The 23,992-nt window shown below is 67.7% G+C and carries 18 protein-coding genes; 10 read left to right on the top strand and 8 right to left on the bottom strand.

All coding sequences use genetic code 11. The annotated features are described in order from the left end of the window. The first annotated feature begins 73 nt into the window (after nucleotides 1-73). Nucleotides 74-2,755, top strand: coding sequence for a DNA polymerase I (gene polA, locus LuPra_RS02470; protein WP_110169293.1), 2,682 nt, complete (start codon nucleotides 74-76; stop codon nucleotides 2,753-2,755). Further along, nucleotides 2,752-4,896 carry a heparinase II/III domain-containing protein gene (locus tag LuPra_RS02465; protein WP_110169292.1) on the top strand — a complete coding sequence of 715 codons (2,145 nt, stop codon included), beginning with the start codon at nucleotides 2,752-2,754 and terminating at the stop codon, nucleotides 4,894-4,896. The genes polA and LuPra_RS02465 overlap by 4 nt, the downstream gene beginning before the upstream one ends. Before the next feature lie 105 nt (nucleotides 4,897-5,001). Here the strand turns inward: LuPra_RS02465 and LuPra_RS31515 are convergent, their stop codons facing one another. Further along, nucleotides 5,002-5,835: a hypothetical protein gene (locus LuPra_RS31515; protein ID WP_157898652.1), complete on the bottom strand. Its 834-nt coding sequence runs from the start codon at nucleotides 5,833-5,835 to the stop codon at nucleotides 5,002-5,004. Nucleotides 5,836-5,886: 51 nt separating this feature from the next. On the opposite strand from LuPra_RS31515, the gene pcnB reads away from it, so the two are divergent. Further along, the gene (gene pcnB / locus LuPra_RS02455; protein ID WP_157898651.1) at nucleotides 5,887-7,194 is read left to right on the top strand and encodes a polynucleotide adenylyltransferase PcnB; all 1,308 of its coding nucleotides are present in this window, start codon (nucleotides 5,887-5,889) and stop codon (nucleotides 7,192-7,194) included. Between the two features lie 223 nt (nucleotides 7,195-7,417). Here pcnB and LuPra_RS02450 read toward each other — a convergent pair whose 3' ends face one another. From LuPra_RS02450 to LuPra_RS02440, 3 genes are all read right to left on the bottom strand, one after another. Beyond that, nucleotides 7,418-9,640 carry a TonB-dependent receptor gene (locus LuPra_RS02450; RefSeq protein WP_110169289.1) on the bottom strand — a complete coding sequence of 741 codons (2,223 nt, stop codon included), beginning with the start codon at nucleotides 9,638-9,640 and terminating at the stop codon, nucleotides 7,418-7,420. A 206-nt stretch (nucleotides 9,641-9,846) separates the two neighbouring features. After that, on the bottom strand, nucleotides 9,847-11,133 hold the full coding sequence (locus LuPra_RS02445) for a DUF1015 domain-containing protein (RefSeq protein ID WP_237050781.1): 1,287 nt from the start codon (nucleotides 11,131-11,133) through the stop codon (nucleotides 9,847-9,849). Next, the gene (locus tag LuPra_RS02440; protein WP_110169287.1) at nucleotides 11,070-12,245 is read right to left on the bottom strand and encodes a serine hydrolase domain-containing protein; all 1,176 of its coding nucleotides are present in this window, start codon (nucleotides 12,243-12,245) and stop codon (nucleotides 11,070-11,072) included. Before LuPra_RS02440 ends, LuPra_RS02445 begins: the two co-directional genes overlap by 64 nt. Nucleotides 12,246-12,464: 219 nt before the next feature. Between LuPra_RS02440 and LuPra_RS02435 the strand changes: the two genes are divergently transcribed. From LuPra_RS02435 to LuPra_RS02425, 3 genes are all read left to right on the top strand, one after another. Then, the gene (locus LuPra_RS02435) at nucleotides 12,465-13,769 is read left to right on the top strand and encodes a M23 family metallopeptidase (protein WP_157898650.1); all 1,305 of its coding nucleotides are present in this window, start codon (nucleotides 12,465-12,467) and stop codon (nucleotides 13,767-13,769) included. Between the two features lie 355 nt (nucleotides 13,770-14,124). After that, the gene (locus LuPra_RS02430; RefSeq protein WP_110169285.1) at nucleotides 14,125-15,768 is read left to right on the top strand and encodes a M20/M25/M40 family metallo-hydrolase; all 1,644 of its coding nucleotides are present in this window, start codon (nucleotides 14,125-14,127) and stop codon (nucleotides 15,766-15,768) included. Between the two features lie 277 nt (nucleotides 15,769-16,045). Further along, nucleotides 16,046-17,155 (top strand): winged helix DNA-binding domain-containing protein, encoded by a 1,110-nt coding sequence (locus LuPra_RS02425; RefSeq protein WP_157898649.1) that lies wholly within the window; start codon nucleotides 16,046-16,048, stop codon nucleotides 17,153-17,155. A gap of 155 nt (nucleotides 17,156-17,310) precedes the next feature. Here the strand turns inward: LuPra_RS02425 and LuPra_RS02420 are convergent, their stop codons facing one another. Together LuPra_RS02420 and LuPra_RS02415 are read right to left on the bottom strand one after the other, a co-directional pair. Continuing rightward, on the bottom strand, nucleotides 17,311-18,231 hold the full coding sequence (locus LuPra_RS02420) for a hypothetical protein (protein ID WP_110169283.1): 921 nt from the start codon (nucleotides 18,229-18,231) through the stop codon (nucleotides 17,311-17,313). A gap of 78 nt (nucleotides 18,232-18,309) precedes the next feature. Next, a complete protein-coding gene (locus tag LuPra_RS02415; protein WP_110169282.1) occupies nucleotides 18,310-18,594 on the bottom strand; it encodes a hypothetical protein in 285 nt (94 codons plus the stop codon). A 250-nt stretch (nucleotides 18,595-18,844) separates the two neighbouring features. On the opposite strand from LuPra_RS02415, the gene LuPra_RS02410 reads away from it, so the two are divergent. Continuing rightward, complete coding sequence (locus LuPra_RS02410; protein ID WP_110169281.1) at nucleotides 18,845-19,129, top strand: hypothetical protein; 285 nt, start codon at nucleotides 18,845-18,847, stop codon at nucleotides 19,127-19,129. 185 nt (nucleotides 19,130-19,314) lie between these two features. On the opposite strand, the gene LuPra_RS02405 is transcribed toward LuPra_RS02410, so the two are convergent. Then, the gene (locus LuPra_RS02405; RefSeq protein WP_110169280.1) at nucleotides 19,315-19,863 is read right to left on the bottom strand and encodes a DUF7010 family protein; all 549 of its coding nucleotides are present in this window, start codon (nucleotides 19,861-19,863) and stop codon (nucleotides 19,315-19,317) included. 131 nt (nucleotides 19,864-19,994) lie between these two features. On the opposite strand from LuPra_RS02405, the gene LuPra_RS02400 reads away from it, so the two are divergent. From LuPra_RS02400 to ggt, 3 genes are all read left to right on the top strand, one after another. After that, nucleotides 19,995-20,990 (top strand): aldo/keto reductase, encoded by a 996-nt coding sequence (locus tag LuPra_RS02400; RefSeq protein ID WP_110174491.1) that lies wholly within the window; start codon nucleotides 19,995-19,997, stop codon nucleotides 20,988-20,990. A 214-nt stretch (nucleotides 20,991-21,204) separates the two neighbouring features. Then, entirely contained in the window at nucleotides 21,205-21,729 is a 525-nt protein-coding gene (locus tag LuPra_RS02395; RefSeq protein WP_110169279.1) for a YfiT family bacillithiol transferase, read from the top strand. After that, nucleotides 21,726-23,438, top strand: a complete 1,713-nt coding sequence (ggt, locus tag LuPra_RS02390) for a gamma-glutamyltransferase (RefSeq protein WP_110169278.1) — start codon at nucleotides 21,726-21,728, stop codon at nucleotides 23,436-23,438. The genes LuPra_RS02395 and ggt overlap by 4 nt, the downstream gene beginning before the upstream one ends. Before the next feature lie 118 nt (nucleotides 23,439-23,556). Here ggt and LuPra_RS02385 read toward each other — a convergent pair whose 3' ends face one another. Next, nucleotides 23,557-23,985: an OsmC family protein gene (locus LuPra_RS02385; RefSeq protein WP_110169277.1), complete on the bottom strand. Its 429-nt coding sequence runs from the start codon at nucleotides 23,983-23,985 to the stop codon at nucleotides 23,557-23,559. Between the last annotated feature and the right edge of the window lie 7 nt (nucleotides 23,986-23,992).

The raw sequence follows: 23,992 nt of genomic DNA, 5'->3' as shown, positions 1-23,992 counted from the left end.
CCGAACAGTGTACCGCCCCTTCGGCTCGCCGCAGGCTCGATAGAATGAAGGCGCCCGCTCAAAAAGGACCCGAGTGCCAGAACGTCCGATCCTGTTCCTCATCGACGGCAACAACCAGATGTACCGCGCGTATCACGCGATCCGCGGGCTGACCGGACCTGACGGCAAGTCGACCAACGCGGTCTACGGCTTCGTGACGATGCTGCGCAAGCTGATCGCCGACCACGAGCCCTCGTACGTCGCGACGGCGTTCGACCTCGCCGGTCCGACCTTCCGCTCCGCGCTGCAGGCCGACTACAAGGCCAACCGCTCGCCCATGCCGGCAGACCTCGTGGAGCAGGTGCCGCTGGTGCACGACGCGTGCGAGGCGATGGGCGTGCGGATCCTCACGCACACCGACTACGAGGCCGACGATGTGATCGCCACGCTGGCCACGCGCGCCATCGCGCATGGCTTCGACGCGGCGATCGTCACCGGCGACAAGGATTTCTTCCAGATGGTCGACGGCCACGTGCGCGTGTACAACCCGCGCGACGAGGGCACGTGGTACGACGGCGGCGGGGTGCAGGAGAAGTTCGGCGTCCGCCCCGACCAGGTCGTCGACGTGCTCGCCCTGATGGGCGATGCCATCGACAACGTGAAGGGCGTGCCCGGCATTGGCGAGAAGGGCGCGCGTGAGTTGATCGCCCAGCACGGATCGCTCGACGCGCTGCTCGCTGCGGCGGCGGGCCTGCCGCAGAAGCGCTACCGGGAGGCGCTCACCGCTCACGCCGAGGACGCGCGCCTCAGTCGCGAGATGGTGCGCCTGCACTGTGACGTGCCGGTGGAGATCGATCTCGAGGCGCTCCGCTACGTCGGACCTGACCAGCGCCGCTGCTATGAGCTGTTCAGCAGGCTGGGCTTCAAGTCGTTGGTCACGGAGTTCGCACCGACGGCCGCCGACGTCGTGCGTACGTTCAGCACCTGCGGCGACTCCGAGGACCTCCGCGAGCTCGCGACCCACATCCGGCAGGCCGGCCGCTGCTCGGTCTACCTGGTGACCGATGGGGCGCCGGCGATGCAGGCATCGCTGGTCGGCCTGAGTGTCGGCACCGGTGACGGACGCGCGGCCTACGTCCCGCTCGCGCACACGTCCCTCGATGCCTGCCCGAACCTTGCCTCCCAGGCCGTGCGCGACGTGATCGGCCCATTGCTCGCCGATCCATCCGTGCAGAAGACGGGCCACGACCTGAAGGCGATGACGCTCGTGCTCGCCAGGCATGGCCTCGCGCTCGAAGGCGTGCACGACGACGTGATGCTCGCAAGTTACGTGCACGATGCCTCGAGCGCGGCACACGCGGTCGAATCACTCGCGCTCGAGCGCCTCGGCTACAAGGCGATGGACAGCGAGGTGCTGCGTGGCAAGGGCGTGAAGGCGCTCGCGATGTCGCAAGTGGCGGTGGAGGCGATGACCACGTGGGCCTGCGAGCGCGCCGACCTTGCCATGCAGCTGACGACGGATCTGCGGACGACGCTCGACGGTGAGGGCCTCACCGACATCTACGAGGAGTTCGAGCTCGCGTTGCTGCCGGCGTTGTGCGCCATCGAGCAGGCGGGCATCCGCGTCGACACCGGTGTGCTGGCCGGGCTCTCGACACGAATGGACGCCGAGCTCGAGGCCCGGTCTGCCCGCATCTTCGCGCTCGCGGGGATGACCTTCAACATCAATTCGCCCAGGCAGCTCGGAGAAGTGCTCTTCGAGAAGATGCACCTGCCGGTCCTGAAGCGCACCGGCAAGGACCGCACGGCGTCAACGGCGGCGGAGGTGCTCGAGGAGCTCGCGGCCTCGCACGACATCGCGCGTGAAATCCTCGACTGGCGCGCGATGATGAAGCTGAAGGGCACCTACGTGGATGCACTGCCGCAGCTCGTGCATCGCACGACCGGCCGGGTCCACACCACCTTCAACCAGGCGGTCGCTGCCACGGGTCGGCTGAGCAGCAGCGACCCGAACCTGCAGAACATCCCGATCCGCACCGAACTCGGTCGCGAGATTCGCGGCGCCTTCGTCGCCGAGGCGGGCCACGTCCTGATCTCGGCCGACTACTCGCAAATCGAGTTGCGTGTCCTCGCCCACATGGCGCAGGAGCAGAGTCTCATCGACGCATTCCGCCGCGGCGACGACATCCACGACCAGACCTCTGCCAAGGTGTTCGGCGAGAACAGCGGCCTCTCGTCCCACGAGTTGCGGCGGCGCGCAAAGATCATCAACTACGCACTGCTCTACGGCAAGACCGCGTTCACGCTCGCCAAGGACATCGGCGTCACGCAGCAGGCGGCCCAGGCCTTCATCGATGCGTACTTCGCGGGTTACCCGTCGGTGCGCCAGTTCATCGACGAGACGATTGCGAAGGCCCGCGACACGGGTGTCGTCAGCACGCTGTTCGGTCGCCGCCGCCGTGTCCCCGAACTCACGAGCCGCAACGGCCAGATCCGCGCCGCAGCCGAACGCGTGACCGTGAACCTGCCGATTCAAGGCACCGCCGCCGACATCCTGAAGCGGGCGATGATCGACCTGCACCAGGCACTCCCCTCGATCCACGGCCTGCGGATGATCCTGACGGTGCACGACGAACTGGTCTTCGAGGCCCCGGAGGGAGCAGCCGAGGAAGCGGCCGCGCTGGTGAAGCACCACATGGAGCACGCCGTACCGCTCGACGTGCCGCTCGACGTCGACGTGGGGGTCGGACACACGTGGAAGGATGCCAAGGCGTGACACGCGGCCGCATCGATCGTCGCACGTGCCTGGGCGCGCTCGCCGCCCCCATGGTCATACCGGCACGTGGTCGCGCGGCGGCCATGGACGCGGGCGACGGTAGGGCCGGCTCTCCGAGCCCGGCCAATGCCGACGACGGCGCTGACGCCCAAGACAGCCCGCCTTCCCAGGCGACGGCCGCCACCACACCGCGGCTGCTGTTCACGCGCGACGAGCTGTCGCGCATGCGCGCACGGGCCGGCCACCCGCGGCTGTCACGCTTCCGCGACGCCGTGATTGCCCGCGCGACGGCGACGCTGACCGCTCCCCCCCTCGTGCCGTCGATCACCATGCGCGGCGAGCCGGATCCACCGGGCGAAGACAAGGGCCTGTCCTGCGCGCGAGCGCTGCAGGGTCGTGTGTTCACGCTCGGGATGGCCTGGGAGATCACGGGAGAGCGGCGCTATCTCGAGCACGCGACCGTGCAACTCGAACAGGCCGTCCGCGACTGGCGCATCTGGGTGGACACGGCGCACCAGCCGCCGTTCGACCTGATGACGGGTGAGCTGTCGCTGACGTTTGGCATCGCCCTCGACTGGCTGCTGCAGGCCAATGACGCCGCGCGCCGCGCCTCCATCGTCAACGGCGTCGTCGGACGTGGCCTCGATGCGTACCTGGCTGCGATCGAGCGTCCGACGCCACCCGGCTGGCACACCGCGCCGCACAACTGGAACACCGTCTGCAACGGTGGGGCGGTCGTGTTGGCGCTGGCACTGCAGGCCTCGATTGCCGACAGGCCGCGCCCGGAGAACGGGGCCTACGGGCGCGCAGGCGACGAGGCTGGTGGAGCCGCCGAGGCCTCCCTCGCAGACAAGGTCGCGCGGGTGCTGCAGAAGGCGGTCCCGGCGATGGAGCACTACTGGGATCATCTGCGCGACGACGGCGGGTGGGACGAGGGGACGGGCTACTGGCGTTATGGGCATCGCTACGCGCTGATGGCGGCCGAGGCCCTGCGGCGATCCGGCAATCCGGCAGGTGACGCGGTGTTCGCGCGAGCGGGGGTGCGCCGGACCGGCTACTTTCCGCTCGTGTTCAATCCGGGTACGCGACTGGCGGCCGGCTTCGGCGATTCGAACAGTCGCGCCTACGATCCGATCTTCTATTTCCTTGGCGCGCGCTACCGCGATGCCGCGTTCATCTGGTACCAGGACCGGGCACCACTCGATACCGAGCGCGTCGGCTGGCCTGACGCGGCACTGGCGCTGATCTGGCGTCCCGTCGACGAGCCGTGGCTGCCTGAGAACACGCCGAACTACACGCCGCACCTGCCCGCCGCGGCGGTGTTCGAAGGCATCGGTTGGGCGCTGCTCGCGCCGAGGCAACCCGACCCTCCGCACTTCCTGTCGTTCAAGAACGGATCGCTTGCAGCCAATCACACGCACCTGGATCTGAATCACGTGAGTGTCGGCGTCGGCGACGAGATGCTGCTCATCGAACTCGGCAATCGACCGTATCCAGCCGACTACTTCCGGGCCGACCGCCGCTACGGCTACTACGAGATCGGCACGCGTGGCCACAACACGGTGCTGGTGGGCGGGCGCGGACAGGTTCACGGACGCAAGGGGCGTCTGCTACCGCTGATCGAGCGGGGTGACCTCCGCATCCTCAGCGGGGTCGCCGATGATGCCTACGAGTTGTCCGCACCAGTTGCGAGACGCCATGTATGCACGCTCGACGACGGCCAGGTGTACCTCGTCATCGATCAGATCGAGACAACAGAGGCGCAGCCGATCGAGCTGCGGTGGCATACGGGTGGAGACTGGACGATCGGCGACGGCGGCAGCGCGCTGGTGACGAGCGGCGCTGCCCGGGGTGCGATGCGAATGCTCGCCGCCAGCGGGATACCCTCGATGTCGGTCGCCGCTGCGGATGGCTGGATCCGGCCGGTATCAGTCCTGCGGGTCGAGTGCCCAGCGTCGACGCGTCACCTGGTCGCGACGGTTGTCGTGCCCGGCGCCACCGAGGCGCCCAGCATGTCAATGGCCTCGAGTCGCGACGGCGCATCCGCCTGGGTGCGCATCGGCCCACGCGAGATCGCGTTCACGTTGAACCAAAGTGGCTTCCGGCTCAGGGAGTCCAGGGCTTCCGCAGAGCATCACTGACCGTCGACCTGACTTGTCCACCGTAGCCTTGGCGAAGGTGGAAGGTCGACGGCTACAGTCGCCACTGGCATTAGGCATTAGGCATCAGGCATCAGGCATCAGGCATTACCGCTGCCACCGCCCCTTCGCCTCGTCCCACTCGCTCGCGAAGCGTGCGGCCGCCGCATCCGCATCGGGCTCGTCGACGAGGCGTTTGACCCGTTCCGGGATGATGGCCTGCGTCACGAGCCGATCCAGGTCGGTCCGCAGTGACACGCCCTTGTCGGGCGCCAGCGTCGATCGCACCCAGCCGGCCAGCGCCAGGTCCCAGGCGAGATCGAGATCGCCGCGCGCCAGCGCCGCCGCCGGCAGCCAGTACGAGGACGCCGAGGAGTCGGGATAGCGGGCCAGGTGCAACCGGAGCCGTGACGAGATCTCGTCGTAGATGACGACACGCTCGTCCGGCGGCCGGGTCTGGGCGTAGCGGTCCATGGCCGTACCCCACCAGTCCACCACCTGCTCGCGGGCCGCGGGCGACAACAGGCCCATCTGCTCCAGGGCCGGCTCGAGCAGGGACGCCGCCGACCGGTACTGCCCATCCAGGTACAAGGCCTCGCCCAGCCCGACGACGAGGTCGAGGCGCCCGCGATCCGAGAGACCGGACGCATCGACGGCCCCGAGCGCCGCACGCGCGCCAGCCAGATCCTCGGTCGCGCGGCTCGCCCGGTGCCTCTCCAGCAGCGCCCTGCCGATCAGCAGGTTGACTTCGCTCTGGGACGACGCGCGTGGCGCTGCCTCCCGCGCCGCGGTGATGGCCTCGTCGTACTGCCCGGCGTTGTAGAGCTGTCGTGCCCGGGCCAGTGGATCGGTCGCGGCTGGCTGCGCCGACACGGCCACGGCGCCCATCAGCACCACCGCCAGCGCCGCCCAGATCCGTATCCAATCAGTAAGTGCTTGCATGTCAGCCACTTCCAAACATCGTGCCCCGCTGGCTTGCTATACTTCCGAGGCGTGGTCACTCCAATTGTCGTCGCGAGGAGCGAACATGGCCTCTCGCGGCAGGACATCGACCCTGATGCCCTCCGCGTCCTGTATCGCCTGCACGCGTCGAACTTCGAGGCATATCTCGTAGGTGGCAGCGTACGCGATCTGCTCCTCCATCGTCGTCCGAAGGACTTCGACATCGGCACGAGCGCTCATCCGCACGACGTCAAGCGCCTCTTCCGCAACTGCTGGATCATCGGGCGCCGTTTCAGGCTCGCGCACGTGCGGTTCGGGACCAAGACGGTCGAGGTCGCGACGTTCCGCAAGCAGGTGACGGGCACGCCGGAACCGCAGGAACAGCATTTCCGCCCCGACCATCCGGACGAGGGCGAGTTGCCTGTCGTCGCGGATCCGGGGACCGACGTCACCGCCGAGGTGATCGATCGGCCGATTCAGCGCGACAACGAGTACGGCACGCCCGAGGAGGACGCCTTCCGGCGTGACTTCACGGTCAATGCGCTGTTCTACGACATCGGCACGTTCTCGATCATCGACTACACCGGCGGACTCGAGGATCTCGACCGGCGATTGATTCGCTGCATCGGCGATCCCGACGTGCGCTTCGTCGAGGACCCCGTCCGGATGCTCCGTGCGCTCGTGCTCGCGGCCCGTCTCGACTTCGGCGTCGATGCCGCCGTGATGGACGCCATCGAGCGGAAGGCGCCGCTCATCGGCCAGGCGTCGTCGGCGCGGCTGCTCGAGGAGTACTACAAGATCCTGCGCAGCGGCCACGCGCGCTCGTGCTTCGACCACCTCGCCGACAGCGGCCTGCTCGAGCACATGTCGCCGGAGTTGCTCAATGACGACGGCCCGCTCACCGAGGCCTTCGAGGCGGTCGACGACTATCGGAAACGTTTCGACGATGCGCCGGATACGTTGAGCAACCCGATTCTCGCCGGGACGTTGCTGTTGCCACTCGGGTTGTTACGCGATGAAGGCCACCGCTACCGGTATCACGACGATTGGGAGCGGGAAGCGCCGCACATGCTGGGACAGATGCAGGTCGCGCGCAAGGACATCGAGAAGCTGCGGCACCTGCTCTCGCTGCAGAAGCGCCTGCTCGAAACCGACGCACCGGCGCGTGTCCAGCGGGCGCTGATGCACCGCGGCGCATTCCGCGACGCGCTGACATGGCTGGACATCCACGGCGAACATCCAGACGTCGTCGAGCACTGGGAAGCGCTGCTGCGGGAGGAACCGCCGGCACCGGTGCAGGAAGAGGAAGGACCGCGCCGACGCCGCCGGCCGCGGCGCCGGCGCCCGCCGGGCCGGTAGGGACGCCTCTCCGAGGCGTCCATCTCCTCGCCTGACGGGTGGGGATCGCGATCGAGGCGATGGACCGCTCGGAGAGCGGTCCCTACCACCTGCCGTGTCCTAGAACGCGACCCTGACGTCGGTAGGGACGCCTCTCCGAGGCGTCCATCTCCTCGCCTGACGGGTGGGGATCGCAATCGAGGCGATGGACCGTTCGGAGTGCGGTCCCTACCACCTGCCTGTCCTAGAACGCGACTCTGACGCCGGCACGAATGCGCCGTGGCGGTCCGACGGTGCGCAGGGGCGTCTTGCCGGTGTCGTAGTCAGCGTCGAACAGGTTCTCGAACGCCACGAAACCGCGCAAGGCCTCGGCGAAGCGGTGTTCCCCAATCAGGTCGGTCACTGCAGACTTGCCGAGTTCGAACTGGTTGCGGTCGTCGTCGAACTGCGTTCCGGTCCAGCGCAGTTGCGCGCCGATCATGGACGCGGCAAACGGCTGCCAGCGGACGTCGAAGCCTCCCTGCGCCGTCGGTACCTGTGGCACCCGATTGCCTTCGAGCCCGGGCTCGTCGGATTCGTCAAAACGCGATCGCGTCCACGCCAGCGTGCCGGCCACCGACAGCGAGGACAGCAGTTGCACGCGTCCCTCGACTTCGAGCCCTCGCGCGCCGATCACACCCGCGTTGCGCCGCTCCCGCGTGATCAGCGTCGGCGTCGAGGTCACGGTCACGTTGGTGATGGCGTCCTCGAGGCGGGCGGCAAAGAGCGTGGCGCGCAACGACACGCGATGCGGTTCCCATGCCACTGCTACGTCACCGCCGGTGACGCGCTCCATCTCGAGCGCGGGATTGTTCTGCGTGAGTGTATTGCCGGCACGGAACGGTCGCAGGCGCTCGTTGAGCGTCGGCGCGCGGAAGGCGCGATAGCCGCTGGCGCGCAGCGTGATGGCGTGCGCCGCCGTCCACGCAATCGAGCCCTTCGGCGACACCGCGTTGATGTCGCGCGTGCCGCCCGGCGTCGTGTCGACATCGATGGCGTCGGCGCGCAGGCCGCCGACGACGACCACACGCGACGAGGCGACCCAGGTCGCCTGCGCGAAGCCGCCGAGCATGTCCTGCCGTCCGTCGGCAACCGTCGGCGCCCCCACGGGACGCCGCTCGATCATGTCCCCTTCCACCCGCCTGGCATCGCCGCCCGCGAGCAGCACGACCTGACCGATCGGCCGCACGTACTCGGCCGACGCCCCGCCCACGGTTGCCGCGACGCGCTGACGCGAGCTCAGGGTCTCGGCCGTGCGGGTGGCATTGACCGCCGAGAACGCCTGGTCGTACCCCTGACCGGCCCCGAAGCCGCGAAGGCGGAGGTCACCCCAGGATCCGCTGCCACCGACCTCGAAGCTTGCCTGGCGCTGATTGGTGTCGTTGTCCTGCAGAGGCGTGCCGTTGGTCCGGTCCTCGTCGTAGACCTGGGCCCGCAGCGATGTGCGCCACGTGCGCGTGATGTGGGCCCCGACGCTGAGGGAGAGCACGGTGGACTCGACGCCCGCAGGTGTATCGATCGGCCCGCGAATCTCGGGTGCGATCGGGATCGCTCCTTCCGTGGAGTTCCATTCGCCGGCCATCACGCCGCTCCACGGCCCGCGCCGTGTGCCGGCGAGCGCCGACATGCGGCCGGATTCCTGGGTGCCCCCTTCGACGAGGGCGCGAACGACCGGCGACGAGGGATCCACCGACAGCACCTGGATCACACCGCCCGCTGCGTCGGCGCCGTAGAGGTCGCTGGCGCCGCCGCGTACCACTTCGACACGGTCGATGGCGACCTGCGGGACGCGATCCCACGTCACCCAGCCACCGAACGGATCGTTGAGCGGCACGCCGTCGGCCAGCACCAGCGTGCGACTGGCGCCGGACGCCGACAGCCCTCGCAACGTGACGCCCTGGGTCGTGGGGTTGGCGGTCCGTGACGGGGAGCGCCGGAACAGGGAAAACCCGGGCGTGAGGCGCAGCACATCGTCGATCGTGCCGGCGGCGGCGACCTCGAGGTCGCGCCGCGAGATGACGGTGGAGTCGGCTGGCAGTTCGGCACCGCGCACCGCCCGGCGACCGGCGGTCACGGTGACCTGCTCGGTGCGAGCGGCCGGCGCGAGTTGAACGTCGAAGGCCGCCGATCCTGGCTGCAGGTTCTCGAGATGCTCGGCAAACCCTGGCGCCGACACGCGCAGCAGCAGCGGCATCGGCAGTTCGGGCACCGGCACGACGGCGACGCCGTCGGGCCCGGTAATGACGGCACGCCCGCTGCCGTGGCCATCGGTGTCGACCAACGCGCTGGCACCCGCGATCGGGTCGCCGAGCGGGTCCGAGACCCGCACGCGCAGGTCAGCCGCGGGACGCTGTGCCAGCGCCACGGCCGAGAAGCCAAGCGTGCAGAGGGCGAGGAGGGCGGCCTGACGGACGGCGATCAATGGCATTCCTGACTTCGGAGTACTGCGTGCGGACCCGCCGCGTTTCCCGATCGTCGGCGCCGACCAATGACGCCGGTCCGGCGGTGCCGACCTGAAGGTCGGCGGCTACATCGTCACCTGATGCTCTGCGGCTGCAATTTCACGAACCTTCGACCTTCCGACGTGTGCGAGCCAATCCTGCAACTCGTGAAATTCTGAAATTCTGAAATTGCCTATATCTCGTGAATGAGCAGCCCGTCGCGTAGCTTGGGCTCGAACCAGGTTGACTTGGGCGGCATGATCGCGCCGGCGTCGGCGATGGCCATGAGTTCGCTGAGCGTCACCGGGTACATCGAGAACGCGATCTCCGCCTTCTTGCCGTTGACGATCTTCTCAAGTTCGCCGGTGCCGCGAATGCCGCCGACGAAATCGATGCGCGTGTCGGTGCGTGGATCCTCGATGCCGAACACCGGCGCGAGAACCTGCTCCTGCAACCGCGAGACGTCGAGCGTGCGAATCGGATCGGCGGCATCGGTCGTGTCATCGCCGAGTGTCAGCGTGTACCACTTGCCGCGGATGTAGACACCGCATTCGCCTTTGCGTGACGGCACCGGCGAACCGGCCGACATCGGGAAGCGCTGCGCCAGCACCGTGAGCAACGCCTCGGGCGTGTGTCCCTTCAGGTCCTTGACGACACGGTGATACGGCAGGATCCGCATCTGTGTGTCCGGGAAGGCGACCGCCAGGAAGAACGCCCCCTCGTCGTCGGCTTCGGCACCGAGCGCGTCCTGTGCGCGGGCCGCACTCGCGGCACGATGATGACCATCGGCGATGTACACGAACGGCACGTCCGCCATCGCGGCCTTCAGCGCCGCGGCCTGCGCATCGTTTGCCGCCCACACCGCATGCCCCACGCCATCGTCGGCCACGAAGTCGTAGAGCGGCGTCCCGGCGGTGACATCGGCGATCGCGGCCGACGCCGCCGGCGTGTCGCGGAACGTGAGCAACACCGGGCCGGTCTGCGCACGCAGTTCCGTGATGTGCCGCGTCCGGTCGTCTTCCTTGTCCTTGCGGGTGCGCTCGTGCTTGACGATGACGTTGCGGCGGTATTCGTCCACCGAGAATGCGCCGGCAAGCCCCGTCTGCTCGTGGTCGCCCATGCGCAGCCGGTAGACGTACAGCCGCGGCAAGTGGTCCTGGACCAAGGCGCTCGACCGGAATGCCTCGAACGTCTCCCACGCACGCGTGTACACCTCGTCGGCGTAGGGCGACACGGTCGGTGCCAGGTCAATCTCCGCACGCGACACGTGCAGGAGGCTGTTGGGGCGGCCCTGCGCGAGGGCACGCGCCTCCTCGACGTTGACGACGTCGTAGGGAACGGCCGCCATCTCGGCGGCGAGGTCGGGGCGAGGACGAAGGGCGCGGAACGGTCGGACGAGAGCCATCGCGTCCGATCTTACGGTGCGCGGGGAGTCGCGCGCAGCGGCGTGAACGTCATGTCCCCGTATTCCCACGTCCATGGCGCGCCGGTGTCGCCGAGGACGAAGTGCACCAGACGAGGAAACGCCGGCTCGGCGCGGACGTCGTTGGCGAGGATGACGACGCAGTCCCGGCGCCGCTCGACACAGACCCACGTGCTCCCCGTGGAGTCGTTGTGGCCGCCCTTGTAGAAGCCCGGCCCCTGCGGGCCGTCGAAGGCGATCACGCCGAGGCCGGCCGCGAGATCGCGACGACGACGGGCGGGTGGGATTTCTGGCTGGAACGTGGGGAATTGCGATGCCGTGGTGATGGAACGCTGCGGCCGCGTGAGGTCGGCGCGGCCCTTGGGGGTCAGGCCATCGCCGCGCACATAGCCGGCCGCGAACCGCGCGAAATCGCGCAGGGTGGTGTCCATCGACCCGGCTGCGCGTACTTTGCTGCGCTCGTCGTGCGGTACCGGAGAGCCCTGCGCGTCCCAGCCGTCGGCCAGGTTGGCGGCGAAGTCGGGCCGCCACGTCATGCTTGTCGTCCGCATCCCGAAACGGTCGAACACGCGGCGTTGCATTTCGGCGCCGACGTCGAGCCCGAGACCCTTCTCGAGCACGAACTGGAGCAGGATCAGGCCTTCGCCCGAGTACGCATAGCGGGCACCGGGCGGGAAATGAAAACGGAGCTTCCCATCCGGCTCGAGGAACGCGAAGTTGGCAAAGCCCGAGGCATGCGTGAGCAGGATGCGCGGCGTCAGCTGCCGCCAGCGGTCGTCACCACCAAGGTCCTTCCACGGGCCGTACTTGTCGTCCGGCGGGTACTCTGGCAAGGGCCGGTCCAGGTATCGGGCGATGGATGCGTCGAGGTCCAGGCGCCCCTCGTCCACCAGTTGCATAACCATGTAGCCGAACGCGGCCTTGGTGAGCGATGCGCCGTACATGACGGTGTCGGGGAGCAGCGGCGCGCCTGTCGCGTTACGTGCCCCCTGGGCCCGCACCTCCGCCACCTGCCCGTCCCTGATCACCGCCATTCCCAGCGCGCGTGCGCCGGTGAGTCGCATCACCTCGCGCAGTTCCGCGTCGATTGCCTCTGCAGACCACGCCGGCTGGGCGGCGGCAATCGCTGGCGAGGCAACCAGAAGGGTGAGAAGCAGACGTCCAATCATTAGAACCGTTGATACGAAAAGCTGGTGGGACGGTTTCGCCGAAGTCAGGTCGACGACGAAGGCGCGGCGAAACGCCTCGAAATGCGCCCACCTTGGGTTGTGGAGGACGCGCTTCCGCCGAAGCAGCGACGGTTTTGGGGCATCCGATCCCTACATTCTCGGTAGAACTAACAATTTGCAGTAGCCCCGCTATTCAAACGTTTGTATTCTGACGCCCGCGTGACGAAGCGAACCCTCCCCCTCGCCCTGTCAGCCGCCGTGGCGCTGTCCGCCTGCTCGGCGCAGCCGACGCCGCAAGAGTCTGTGAGCGCCCTGGCAGCCGTCCAGGTGCAGGAACAAGCTACCCGCCTCATCGAGGCACGAGTGCCCCGCAACGCCACGCTGGCCAGCCTGTTGCGTGCCCATCAGGTCAGCGACGACATCGTCAATCACTTCGTCGAGTCGGCGAAGAAGCGCTTCGACCTGCGCCGCATCCGCGCCGATCGCCCGTATCGCCTGCAACTCGGGCTCGACGGCATGATCCGCGAGTTCACGTACCAGATCGACGCGGACAAGTTCCTCAAGGTCGTCGGCGCCGACGAGCAGGCGGCCGATGCCATGCCTGACTACGACGTCCAGGTCGTGCCCTACGAGAAACACAAGGCCCTGATGTCGATTCGTGGCGAGATCTCGCGCGAAACGCCGTCACTCATCGCCGCGGTCAATGCAGCTGGCGAGAGTATCGGGCTCGCGCTCGAGTTCGCGCGGGTGTTCGAGGGCGAGGTCGACTTCGCCAACGAACTACAGCCGGGCGACTCGTTCGAGTTGCTGTTCGAGAAGGTGGTCCGCGAGGGCGAGTTCGGCGGCTACGGCGATATCGTCGCGGCGCGGTTCACCACCAGTGGACGCAGCTTCGAGGCGTTCCGGTACGCAGTGCCCGGCCAGAAGGCGGACTATTACGACCGCGACGGCCGATCGATGCGTCGCTTCTTCCTGAAGTCACCGCTGAAATTCGAGCCGCGCGTGACCTCGGGTTTCTCGTTCCGCCGGGTGCACCCCGTCCTCGGGACGGCTCGCGCGCATCGCGGCGTGGACTACGGTGCCCCGAGCGGTGCGCCGGTGCTGGCCGTGGCAAGCGGCATGATCCTCCGGGCCGGCTGGACCGGTGGCGGCGGCAACTCGGTCTACATCCGTCACGACAGCGGCTACGAGACCCGCTACCTGCACTTCTCGCGCATCGCCTCGGGCATCCGCGCCGGAATGCGGATTTCACAGGGTGAGCTCATCGGCAACGTTGGCTCGACGGGCCTGTCCACGGGCCCGCACCTGCATTACGAGTTGCTCAAGGGCGGCACGCACGTGAATCCGCTGGACGAGCACCGCAAGCTGCCGCCAGGCCAGCCAATTCCCGACTCGGCGCTGGCCTCGTTCGTCGAGCACCGCGAGCGCCAGGCGTGGCGCTTTGCCGGCTCGCCAGACCGGCCGCTCGGTCGCCTCGCACGCGCCGTGCCGACCGCAGCCGCGACCGCCGCAAACGCCAACTAGCACGCAGTCAGAACGCGTCGAGTCCCGATGCGTGCGTCGAGCTGAAGGTCGACGCCTACTGTCGCCCTTCCGCTAGAGAAAGCATCCAGGCTGTCAGCGTCCCCGAGCAGCTGCGGTGTGCTGCCAACGATCGACGGCTCCGCCGAGGGCCGTAGCCGCCGACCTTCAGGTCGGCGGACATGTGTATCGAATGGTATCCAGGCCTAGATCCCCGATGACCTGCGGTGCCTCGCGGGGGTAACATCGTGTGTTCGCCCGCGTCACCCGGCCGACTTCGCCAAAGGCTACGTCGCGCCAGGGCTGTCGCAGCCGGGTGTCCCTGTCCGGGCGACCCGAGTTTCAAGGAGCTACGTAGATGATTCGCTGGACCCTTCCTGGCGGGACGCGTCGGGCTGCGCTCGCCACGGCCCTGGTGGCCGCCACCCTCGCCGTGCCGGTGACCGCGCAGTTGCGCGATCAGGCCGACCTCGACGCGATCTATCGCATCAAGCAGGAGGGCGTCAGCAACTCCAAGGTGATGGAGACGCTGAGCTACCTGACCGACATCAACGGCCCGCGCCTCACCAACTCGCCGATGATGCACCAGGCCGCGGCGTGGGCGCAGAAGCAGTTGACCGCGTGGGGACTCGCCAACGTCCACACGGAGAAGTGGGGCCCCTTCGGCCGCGGTTGGGTGAACGAGCACACGTCCATCCGCATGGACGCGCCACAGCCCTTCGTCCTGCTCGGGTACCCGAAAGCATGGACGCCCGGCACAGAAGGCGAAGTGAGCGGCGACGCCGTGGCGGTCACGATCGAGACCGACGAAGACTTCGCCAAGTACAAGGGGACGCTGAAGGGCAAGTTCGTGTTGCAGTCTCCGACCCGCGAGGTCGCGTCGTTCTTCGAATCGCCGACACGCCGCTACACCGAGACGGGCCTCGAGGAGTTGTCGCACGACCAGATCGGAAGCGCGCGTGGACGCTTCCCGGGCGGCTTCGGCGCCGGGATGGAGTTCCGCAAGAAGCGGATGGCCTTCTACAAGGAGGAAGGCATCCTCGCCGTCGTCGAGATGTCGGCCGGCGCTCGCGGTGACAACGGCGCCGTGATCGCGCAGGGGCCGATGCCCGGCGATGGCGATCGCACGGTCGAGGGGCAGGTGCCAGTGCCGCAGGTCGTGCTCGCCGGCGAACACTACGGCCGCCTGCTGCGTGTGCTCGAGAAGAAGGTGCCGGTGAAACTGACGATGAACGTGCGCAGCCGGTTCGTCGACACCTCGCTCGATGTCTACAACGTCATCGCCGAGATCCCGGGCACCGACAAGGCCGACGAAGTCGTGATGATCGGCGCGCACTTCGACTCGTGGCACACCGGCACCGGCGCGACCGACAACGCCGTGAGTTCCGCGGTGATGATGGAGGCGATGCGCATCCTGCAGACGAGCGGGCTGAAGCCGCGCCGCACCATCCGGATGGCGCTCTGGACCGGGGAAGAGCAGGGCCTGCTCGGCTCGCGCGCCTACGTCAAGGAGCACTTCGCCGATCCCACCGACATGAAGCTGAAGCCGGAACACGGCAAGCTGTCGGTTTACCTGAACATGGACAACGGCGGCGGCGCGTTCCGCGGCGTGTACCTGCAGGGCAACGAGGCGGCGGCGCCGGTGTTCGAGGCGTGGATGAAGCCGTTCCACAACTTCGGCATGGAGACGCTCAGCATTCGCAACACGGGTGGCACCGACCATCAGGCCTTCGATGCCGTCGGCCTTCCCGGGTTCCAGTTCATCCAGGATCCGCTCGAGTACTCGTCGCGCACGCATCACACGAACCTGGACGTCTACGAGCGCGCCATTCCGCAGGACCTGATGCAGAACGCGATCGTGATCGCGTCGTTTGCCTATCAGGCCGCGAACCGCGACGCGCTGTTCCCGCGCAAGCCACTGCCCAAGCCGCGCCCCGCGACGCCCCCTCCGGGCGCGCCGGCCCAGCGTCCCGCGACCGCGACGACGACGAGCCAGCCGTAGGTCATGCCTCATGCCTGATGCCTGATGCCTGGTGTCGGGCACCGGGCACCGGGCACCAAGACGGCGTTGATGATGTCGCCGTCGAGCTTGCTCGACGGTCACTCCGTCAGGTCGACGGGCAGCTACGAGATCAGTCTCACGTCTTCCCTGAGACCTGAGACCTGAGACCTGAGACCTGAGACTTTGAGACTTTGAGACCTGAGACTTTGAGCCCCGAGACTGAACAGGGGCGCCTCTCGCCGAGGCGCTTTCCCGGTATGCGACGATGGCGCGACGCATGCTTCGCGAACGTCTGGCGCGCCATCATCTTGCCGGCGACGGATTACCCTCGCCTGTCGACGTCGTCCGTTGGTTCGGCGCCGTGCAGGCGCAGGATTTCTCGGGCGCCCTGTGGGCGATCGGTCAGCGTCTCGCCACGGCAACCACGGAAGCCAACGTGCTCGCGGCGTTCGACGCCGGTGCCCTCGTCCGCACGCACGTACTGCGGCCGACGTGGCACTTCGTCGCGCCCGAGGACCTGCGGTGGATGCTCGCGCTGACGGGCCCGCGCATACAGACCGCCAGCGCGGCACGTTACCGGGAACTCGGCCTCGACCCCTCCACACGCGCGAAGGCCGAGCGCGTCTTCGCGCGGGCGCTCGCGGGCGGCCGTCACCTCACGCGCCCCGAGTTGGCCGACGTCCTCCGGCGCGCCCGCATCGACCCCGCCGACCAACGTCTCGCCCACCTGGTGATGCACGCCGAACTCGAGGGCCTCATCTGCAGTGGCCCGCGCGTCGGCAAGCAATTCACGTACGCATTGATCGACGAGCGCGTGCCACCAGCGCGTCCCGTCGACCGGGAGGCAGCCGTCACCGCACTCGTGACGCGCTACTTCTCCAGTCATGGCCCGGCGACCGTAAGCGACGCCGCCTGGTGGTCAGGGTTGCCGATGGGCGCCGTGCGCGAAGGCATCGCGCTCGCGGGCGATGCCCTGCAACGCCGCATCATCGACCGAACCGAGTACTGGCAGAGCGCCGAAGGCCACGAGACGACGGCGGCCACGAAGCAGCGCCCGCCAGCGGCCGCTCGCCGTGCGGCGGCTGTGCACCTGCTCCCCAGTTTCGACGAGTACACGGTCGCCTACCGCGATCGCCGCCCGCTACTGCATGCGTCGACGCCGGTTTCCACAGTCGCGCAGTCGGCGCTGCTGTCGCAGCCACTCATGCTGGAGGGCCGCCACGTGGGCACGTGGCGCCGGACGCTGTCACCGCGTCCGACGGCTCCCCTCCTCGTCGAAGTGCGTCTCCTGGAAACGCTCGCGCCTGGACAGCGACGGGCCCTCGTTCGAGGCGTCCAGCGCTACGCCGCGTTCCTGGGGCGACCGGTCACGTTGATCGGCGTGTGATGTCTCGGCGACGAAGGTTCGGCATGTGTTTTCTCGTGTCGGATCTGCCGAATGCGTCAACTCGCGAGAGAACCGCTGCACCGCGTCGGGGATGCGGAGCCCGACGCAGACGTCCAGCGGTTCGGCTGGGCGCTGACATGTGACGGGCGCGCTGGCTACGGAGCAGCGTCGAGGGTGGCAAGGTCGTCGCGGAGTGCGAGGAGGCAGGCTCGATGGTACCGATCCGCTTCCCGTTCCGCGCCGTCCCGGAAGCTTCCCACCGCATCGTTCACCATGCCTGACAGCCAGCGCAGGATCCAGCTGTCGCTGACGCGAGCGCGATAGCGTCGTGCGAGAACGTTCCCGCCCGGCGCCTCGCGGATCGTCCAGGCGACGTCCGACCCTGGCGCCTCGAACGGGTAGCGGAGAGGACTGTCGAGCATCGTCTCGACCAACAACGGCAGCTGCCAATCCGGCTCTTCGAGAAACGTGGCCAGCAGGCCCACTTCACCGGGCGTGCGGGTGAGCGACACGTTCGCGGCGACGCGGCGGGCGCCAACGCCGAATCGCCCGAACCGCGTCGCCAAGTCGGCCATGACCCGGAGCCGTGACGGCAGTTGAGCGTCGACACGCCCGTCGAGCGGAACGAGATGCCCGTTCCTGACGCGCAGGCGGAGTGTCCATAGGCGCTCGGCGGCCTCGATCGCCCACCACTTGACGCCGACCGGGTCCGCGACGACGAGGGACACGCGCATCGGCACGACATATCGCTCGATGAACGTCGCGTAGCGGGGCGCCACGCCGCGGATGCCGTCGGGCACGAGTCTCACCGAAAGGCGGATCGAAGTTGCGCCGTCGCCATCTGGCTGGAGAGCCAGACCTTCGAGTCGGAACAGCCGCCCGAACTGAGCCGACGCGCGCGGCAGGGTCCTGGCCAGTGCGGAGCGTGCCACCGCCTCGTCGCCTCTCGCGCGCGCAGCGCCGTCAAGGAGTGCACGTGCCGCACGTCCGATGTCGGCTGGGCTGGTCTCGCCGATCGCCTGCACGTCGTTCGCGGTCCACTCGAAGCGTCCCCCTGCCAGGCGCTGGAGTCGCATTCTTCCCCGGTATTGGCCCCGGGTCGCCGGAGTGTCAGCCTCGGCACGGATGCCGACGCGATAGAGCCCTCCGGACATCTACCCCGTGAGTTCGAGTGCCCGCCATGTGTCGCCCCGGGTCATCCAGACCGACACATCGTCGAACAGCGGCGACGGAACCAGAGCGCCTCGAGCGAGCCTGGACCGCACCATCTCGAAGCCACGCTCTCGCTCGGTGGGACCGAAGCGGTCGGCGAGCGTGTCCAGCAGGATGCGCATGCCTCGCCAGTCGCTATCAGCCCGGCCTTGTTCCTGCGCGATGGGAACGCGGCCGGCCCATAGCACCAGCAGGAGGGCGATGGTGCATCTTCCGGTGAGCGCCATCGCTCTTCGGTACCACGCCTGGCCGCCGCGAACAAAGACATCTGCACCGGTGGCACCGAAAGTCCGCGCTTTGCGCTGTTCCGGACATGAGGCCCTGCTTGTCCTCTCGTCGGTCCTCGCAGTTCCGCCGTCCTGTCGAGCCAGGTCCTGCGGAAGCTTGCAACAAAGGTCCGCTGACGCACCAGCGGGGGGCGCGCAGCATGGTGCTGTGCGTCCCCGAATTCGCCGATTGTGGCCAAGTGCGTAGGTAATGGTTGCGAGGTCCACGCTCGGCTACCGCGACCGTCGCGGCCTGCTGGCGTCGTCGGCGGTCTCGACGCTCACGCAGTCGGCGCTGCTGAGCCAGCCGGTGATGGTGGACGGCCGGCATGCGTGTACGTGGAAGCGAGCGCTTCCCAATCGAAGCGACTCACCTTTCACGCTCGCCCTGCGCCTGTTGGAGCCGCTCCGCCCGGGAGTGCGACGAGCACTCGACGTGGCGAGCGAACGTTACGGCACCTACCTCCGGCGATCAGTTGCAGTCAACGTCAGGTGAGGCGTACGGACGTTGTCGCCTGTAGGCGTCGGACTTTGTCCGACGCGCTCTGATGGGCGACCGCCGGACAAGTCCGGCGGCTACACCTGATGGAGTTCCGTCGTGCGTGTCGTCACCATTGCCAATGACAGCAACGAGGGCGCCGACTGGCAGGTCTACTGGAAGGTCGAGACGCAGGAGGTCCTCTAGCGCACGCGGCGCCAGCGCCGCTCCAGGATGACGACCGTCACCGCGTACACAGCGATGATCACCAGTGGAATCACGAGGTAGCGTTGCTCCGGGAACAGGTAGTGCGTCGCGACGAGCAGGAGCGTGCGGGCACAGGCGTGGAAGTAGCCGACCCAGTGCTCGAGGAGCCAGGAAACCGGGAGCCACATCAGCCCGCTCAGGATCCCCACCGACAACGGCAGCGACGAAGGATCGACGAGGAAGAACGGGATCGCGATGCCGTACACCAGCAACGACATTGCCACGGTGTGGAAGAACAGGCTGTCGAAGGCGTTCTTCCGGCGTGTCTTGTCGAGGAAATCCTCGCCCGTGACCTTCGAGAGCGTCGTTCCCAGATAGGCGATCGACCCGGTTGCGGCGAAGAGGACCAGGTGCCGGTAGCGCGGCAGAAGCATGCTGCCGCCGGCCACCACCAGCCAGGCGATCGTGCCAGCGAGTGGCATCGCGAGGAATCGCCGCGAGGCAAACTCACGGCGCTGTTCGTCGAGTGACCTGCTCGTGTCCATCTCGCCCTCCTCAGGGTCGCGCCTGCCCCGCCAGCCGGCGGGCGGGGCCTCCGGTGGGACGCCCGGCGGGACGGTTGGGTTCCGTGGGGGGCCTGTTTGCGGATGTCACGCCGACGCGTTACGGTGTCGCCATGTCCGTTCCGCAGCGCACGCTCGGCCCCTCGAAGGTTCCCGTCTCCGCCATCGGGCTCGGCTGCATGGGCATGTCCGACTTCTACGGCCCACGCGACGACGGGCAATCGATCGCAACGATGCTGCGGGCCGTCGACCTCGGCGTCACGTTTTTCGACACGGCCGACATGTACGGCCCGTACACCAACGAACGGCTGGTCGGGCAGGCGCTGGCGCCGCATCGCGACCGGGTGCTCATCGCCACCAAGTTCGGCATCGTGCGCGACCTGGCCGACCCGGCGAGGCGAACGGTCAAGGGCACTCCCGAGTACGTGCGCAGCAGCTGCGAGGGCAGCTTGCAGCGTCTCGGCGTCGATCACATCGACCTCTACTACCAGCACCGTGTCGACCAGGACACGCCGATCGAGGAGACGGTCGGCGCGATGGCCGAGCTCGTGACGGCCGGCAAGGTCCGCTTCCTCGGCCTGTCCGAGGCGGGCGCCGACACCATCCGCCGCGCCCACCGGGTGCATCCCATCGCCGCGCTGCAATCGGAGTATTCGCTGTGGAGCCGCGACATCGAGGACGAGATCATCGGGACGTGTCGCGAGCTGGGGATCACGATCGTGCCGTACAGCCCGCTCGGACGTGGCTTCCTCACCGGCGCCATCCGCCGCTTCGAGGACCTTGCCGCAGACGACTTCCGGCGCCGTGCGCCACGCTTCCAGGGCGCGAACTTCGCGAAGAACCTCGAGTTGGTGGACGCCGTCGCCGCCATGGCCCAGGACAAGGGCTGCACGCCGGCGCAACTCGCGCTGGCGTGGGTGCTGGCGCAGGGCGACGACATGGTGCCGATCCCCGGGACGCGCAGCATCGCGCGCCTCGAGGAGAACCTCGGCGCCACCGGGATCACGTTGGATGACGCGGATCTCTCACGGCTCGAATCAATCACCCCCAAGGGGATTTTCGCGGGTGACCGCTACGCCGCTGACGGGATGAAGTTCATCGGAAGGTAGGGACGCCTCTCCGAGGCGTCCATCTCCGCACGTCATGCCAGGTCGAGGACATGGACAGCTCGGAGAAGGCTTGTGGAGATGGACCGCTCGGAGAGCGAAAGGCTTGTGGAGATGGACCGCTCAGAGAGCGGTCCCTACCTTCGTGTGGAGCCGGGCAGCGGCGTTCGGCGTTCAGCGTCCAGCGTTCAGCGTTCGTCAGGCTACACTCCCGGTCATGTCCGAAGCCCTTCGCTATCCCGTCGGCCGCTTCCAGTACGAGGGGGACATGGGCGCCGACGCGCGCCGCGGTGCCATCTCCACCATCGTCGAATTCCCACAGGTATTTCGGGCGGTTGCGACGTCCTTGTCCGAGGCACAGCTCGGCACGCGCTACCGCGACGGTGGCTGGGCGGCTCGCCAGGTGATCCACCACGTCAGCGACAGCCACATCAACGCGTACGTGCGCACGCGCTGGCTCCTCACCGAGGATCGGCCCACGATCAAGGCCTACGACGAGAAAGGCTGGGCCGAATTGCCTGACGCCTCGTCTGCGCCGATCGAGCTGTCGCTCGCGCTGCTCGCCGCAACACACCAGCGCTGGACCCTGCTGCTCGAGTCCTTGCCCGACGAGGCGTTCGGCCGCGAGCTGGTGCACCCGGTGAATGGCCCGATGACGCTCGACAAACTGGTGCACATGTACGCATGGCACGGCCGTCACCACATGGGGCACCTGCAGATCGTGTCGGGGTTGCGAGCATGACCGTCCGAAGTATCTCCACGACGGCGATCGGGTTGCTGGTCACCGCCATCCTCGGCACGGCAGTGGTCGCCCAGGATCGGCTCTCCGGACGCGGCTTCGCCTCGCGATCGGAGGTGATTGCCCGCAATGGCATGGTGGCGACCAGCCATCCGTTTGCCACGCAAATCGCGCTCGACGTCCTCAAGGAAGGCGGCAACGCCGTGGACGCCGCGATCGCGGCCAACGCGTTCCTGGGTCTTGGCGATCCGGGCAACAGCGGCATCGGCGGCGACCTCTTCGCCGTTGTCTGGGACGCGAAGACGAAGCAGTTGTACGGGCTCAACGCCAGTGGGCGATCGGCGCGGGCGATGACGCTCGCCGAGCTGAAGCGGCGCGGCTTGACACAGATTCCCGCCAACGGCCCGCTGGCCGTCAGTGTGCCCGGATGCGTGGATGGGTGGTTCGCGTTGCACGGCCGATTCGGGTCGAAGCCGATGGCCCGTCTGCTCGCACCGACCATCGCGTACGCGCGCGACGGCTTCCCGGTTGCGCCGGACATCTCCGACGATTCCAACCTCCGCCTGAGCCAGCGGCTGCCGGCGACGCCGCCGGGCAGCTTCGTCAATCTCCGGTCGCTGTACATGTCGGGCGGGACGTTCCCGAAGAAGGGCGAGATCTTCCAGAACCCCGGGCTGGCCTCGACCCTCGAGGCGATCGCTACGCGGGGACGCGACGAGTTCTACAAGGGCCCCATCGCCGCGAAGATCGCCGCGCACATCAAGGCGCAGGGCGGCTTCCTCTCGGTCGAGGATTTCGCCGCGCATACCTCCGACTGGGTCACTCCCGTCAGCACGATGTATCGCGGCTACCGCATCTGGGAACTGCCGCCCAACACGCAGGGCAGCGCCGTCCTGCAGATGCTCAACGTGCTCGAGGGCGTCGACCTGTCAAAGGCCGGCTTCGGCAGCGCCGATCACGTGCACTGGTTCACCGAAGCCAAGAAGCTGGTGTTCGAGGACCTCGCCAACGCGTACGCGGAGCCGCAATCGATGCGCGTGCCTGTCGATCAACTGCTCTCGAAGGAGTACGCAGCGACCCGCCGTGCGCTCGTGAAGCCGGATCGCGCTGGCGTGTATCACTCCGGCTTTCCCGTCGACAGCCACACCGTCTACCTGACGACGGCGGACAAGGACGGCAACATGGTGTCGCTCATCCAGAGCAACTCGCTGTCGTTCGGCTCACTGGAAGTGGTCGAGGGCCTGGGATTCGCGCTGCACAACCGCGGCATGTGGTTCGAGCTCACGGAGGGACACCCGAACAGCTATGCACCCGGCAAGCGCCCGTTCCACACGATTATCCCGGGATTCGTGACCAAGGACGATCAGCCGTTCATGAGCTTCGGGCTGATGGGCGGCGACATGCAGCCGCAGGGCCACGTGCAGATCCTGCTGAACCTGTTCGAGTTCGGGATGAACCTGCAAGAGGCCGGTGACGCGCCGCGCATCTACCACGTGGGCTCGTTCCCGCGCACCGGACACGTGAACGACGTGGGCGAACTGAATCTCGAAGCCGGCTATCCGGCAGAGACGATCCGCGAGTCGATGCGCCGCGGCCACAAGGTGGGCAACGCCTACGGCATGTATGGCGGCTACCAGGCCATCATGCGCAAGGACGGCGTCTACTACGGGGCGTCGGAGAGCAGGAAGGATGGCTACGCCGCCGGCTACTAGGCGGCGTTGCCATCCTTCAACGCTTGATGCTTGACGCTTGACGCTTGAAAGGCTTCGCGCCTTGGTGCTTGACGCCAGGCATGAGGCATGAGGCATTCAAGGCGTCAGGCATCAGGCATCAGGCATTGACAAGCTTCGCCGTGAGCGTGATCTCGACTGCACCGAGGGCGCGGCTGATCGGGCAACCTTTCTTCGCGTTCTCGGCGTGCTCGATGAACGTCGCCTCGTCGATCCCGGGGACATCACCCTCGGTCACCAGGTCGATGCGGGTGATGCTGAAGCCGTCGCCCACCTTCTCGAAGTTGACCTTCGCGCTGGTCGAAATTCGGGTTGGCGTAATCCCGGCCTTGCCGAGGCCGGCCGAGAGCGCCATCGAGAAGCACCCGGCGTGCGCCGCGGCGACGAGTTCCTCCGGGTTGGTGCCGGTGCCGCTCTCGAAGCGGGACGAGAACGAGTACTGCCCGTCGTAGGCGCCGCTGCCGAGCGACACCGTGCCCTTGCCGTCCTTGAGCGAGCCGTTCCACTGCGCCTTCGAAGTCCGAATCATCTCTGCT

This window comes from Luteitalea pratensis (genome assembly GCF_001618865.1).
GTDB lineage: Bacteria > Acidobacteriota > Vicinamibacteria > Vicinamibacterales > Vicinamibacteraceae > Luteitalea > Luteitalea pratensis.
This window is presented reverse-complemented; position numbering and strand designations above follow the sequence as displayed.

What these genes read in the sequence shown, in the direction of transcription:
- LuPra_RS02405 (WP_110169280.1), bottom strand. Translation starts at nt 19,863, where the DNA reads ATGGACACGAGCAGGTCACTCGACGAACAGCGCCGTGAGTTTGCCTCG.
- LuPra_RS02400 (WP_110174491.1), top strand. Translation starts at nt 19,995, where the DNA reads ATGTCCGTTCCGCAGCGCACGCTCGGCCCCTCGAAGGTTCCCGTCTCC.
- LuPra_RS02410 (WP_110169281.1), top strand. Translation starts at nt 18,845, where the DNA reads ATGGTTGCGAGGTCCACGCTCGGCTACCGCGACCGTCGCGGCCTGCTG.
- LuPra_RS02395 (WP_110169279.1), top strand. Translation starts at nt 21,205, where the DNA reads ATGTCCGAAGCCCTTCGCTATCCCGTCGGCCGCTTCCAGTACGAGGGG.
- LuPra_RS02445 (WP_237050781.1), bottom strand. Translation starts at nt 11,133, where the DNA reads ATGGACGTGGGAATACGGGGACATGACGTTCACGCCGCTGCGCGCGAC.
- LuPra_RS02450 (WP_110169289.1), bottom strand. Translation starts at nt 9,640, where the DNA reads ATGCCATTGATCGCCGTCCGTCAGGCCGCCCTCCTCGCCCTCTGCACG.
- LuPra_RS02415 (WP_110169282.1), bottom strand. Translation starts at nt 18,594, where the DNA reads ATGGCGCTCACCGGAAGATGCACCATCGCCCTCCTGCTGGTGCTATGG.
- ggt (WP_110169278.1), top strand. Translation starts at nt 21,726, where the DNA reads ATGACCGTCCGAAGTATCTCCACGACGGCGATCGGGTTGCTGGTCACC.
- LuPra_RS31515 (WP_157898652.1), bottom strand. Translation starts at nt 5,835, where the DNA reads ATGCAAGCACTTACTGATTGGATACGGATCTGGGCGGCGCTGGCGGTG.
- LuPra_RS02440 (WP_110169287.1), bottom strand. Translation starts at nt 12,245, where the DNA reads ATGATTGGACGTCTGCTTCTCACCCTTCTGGTTGCCTCGCCAGCGATT.
- LuPra_RS02420 (WP_110169283.1), bottom strand. Translation starts at nt 18,231, where the DNA reads ATGCGACTCCAGCGCCTGGCAGGGGGACGCTTCGAGTGGACCGCGAAC.
- LuPra_RS02430 (WP_110169285.1), top strand. Translation starts at nt 14,125, where the DNA reads ATGATTCGCTGGACCCTTCCTGGCGGGACGCGTCGGGCTGCGCTCGCC.
- LuPra_RS02425 (WP_157898649.1), top strand. Translation starts at nt 16,046, where the DNA reads ATGCTTCGCGAACGTCTGGCGCGCCATCATCTTGCCGGCGACGGATTA.
- LuPra_RS02385 (WP_110169277.1), bottom strand. Translation starts at nt 23,985, where the DNA reads ATGATTCGGACTTCGAAGGCGCAGTGGAACGGCTCGCTCAAGGACGGC.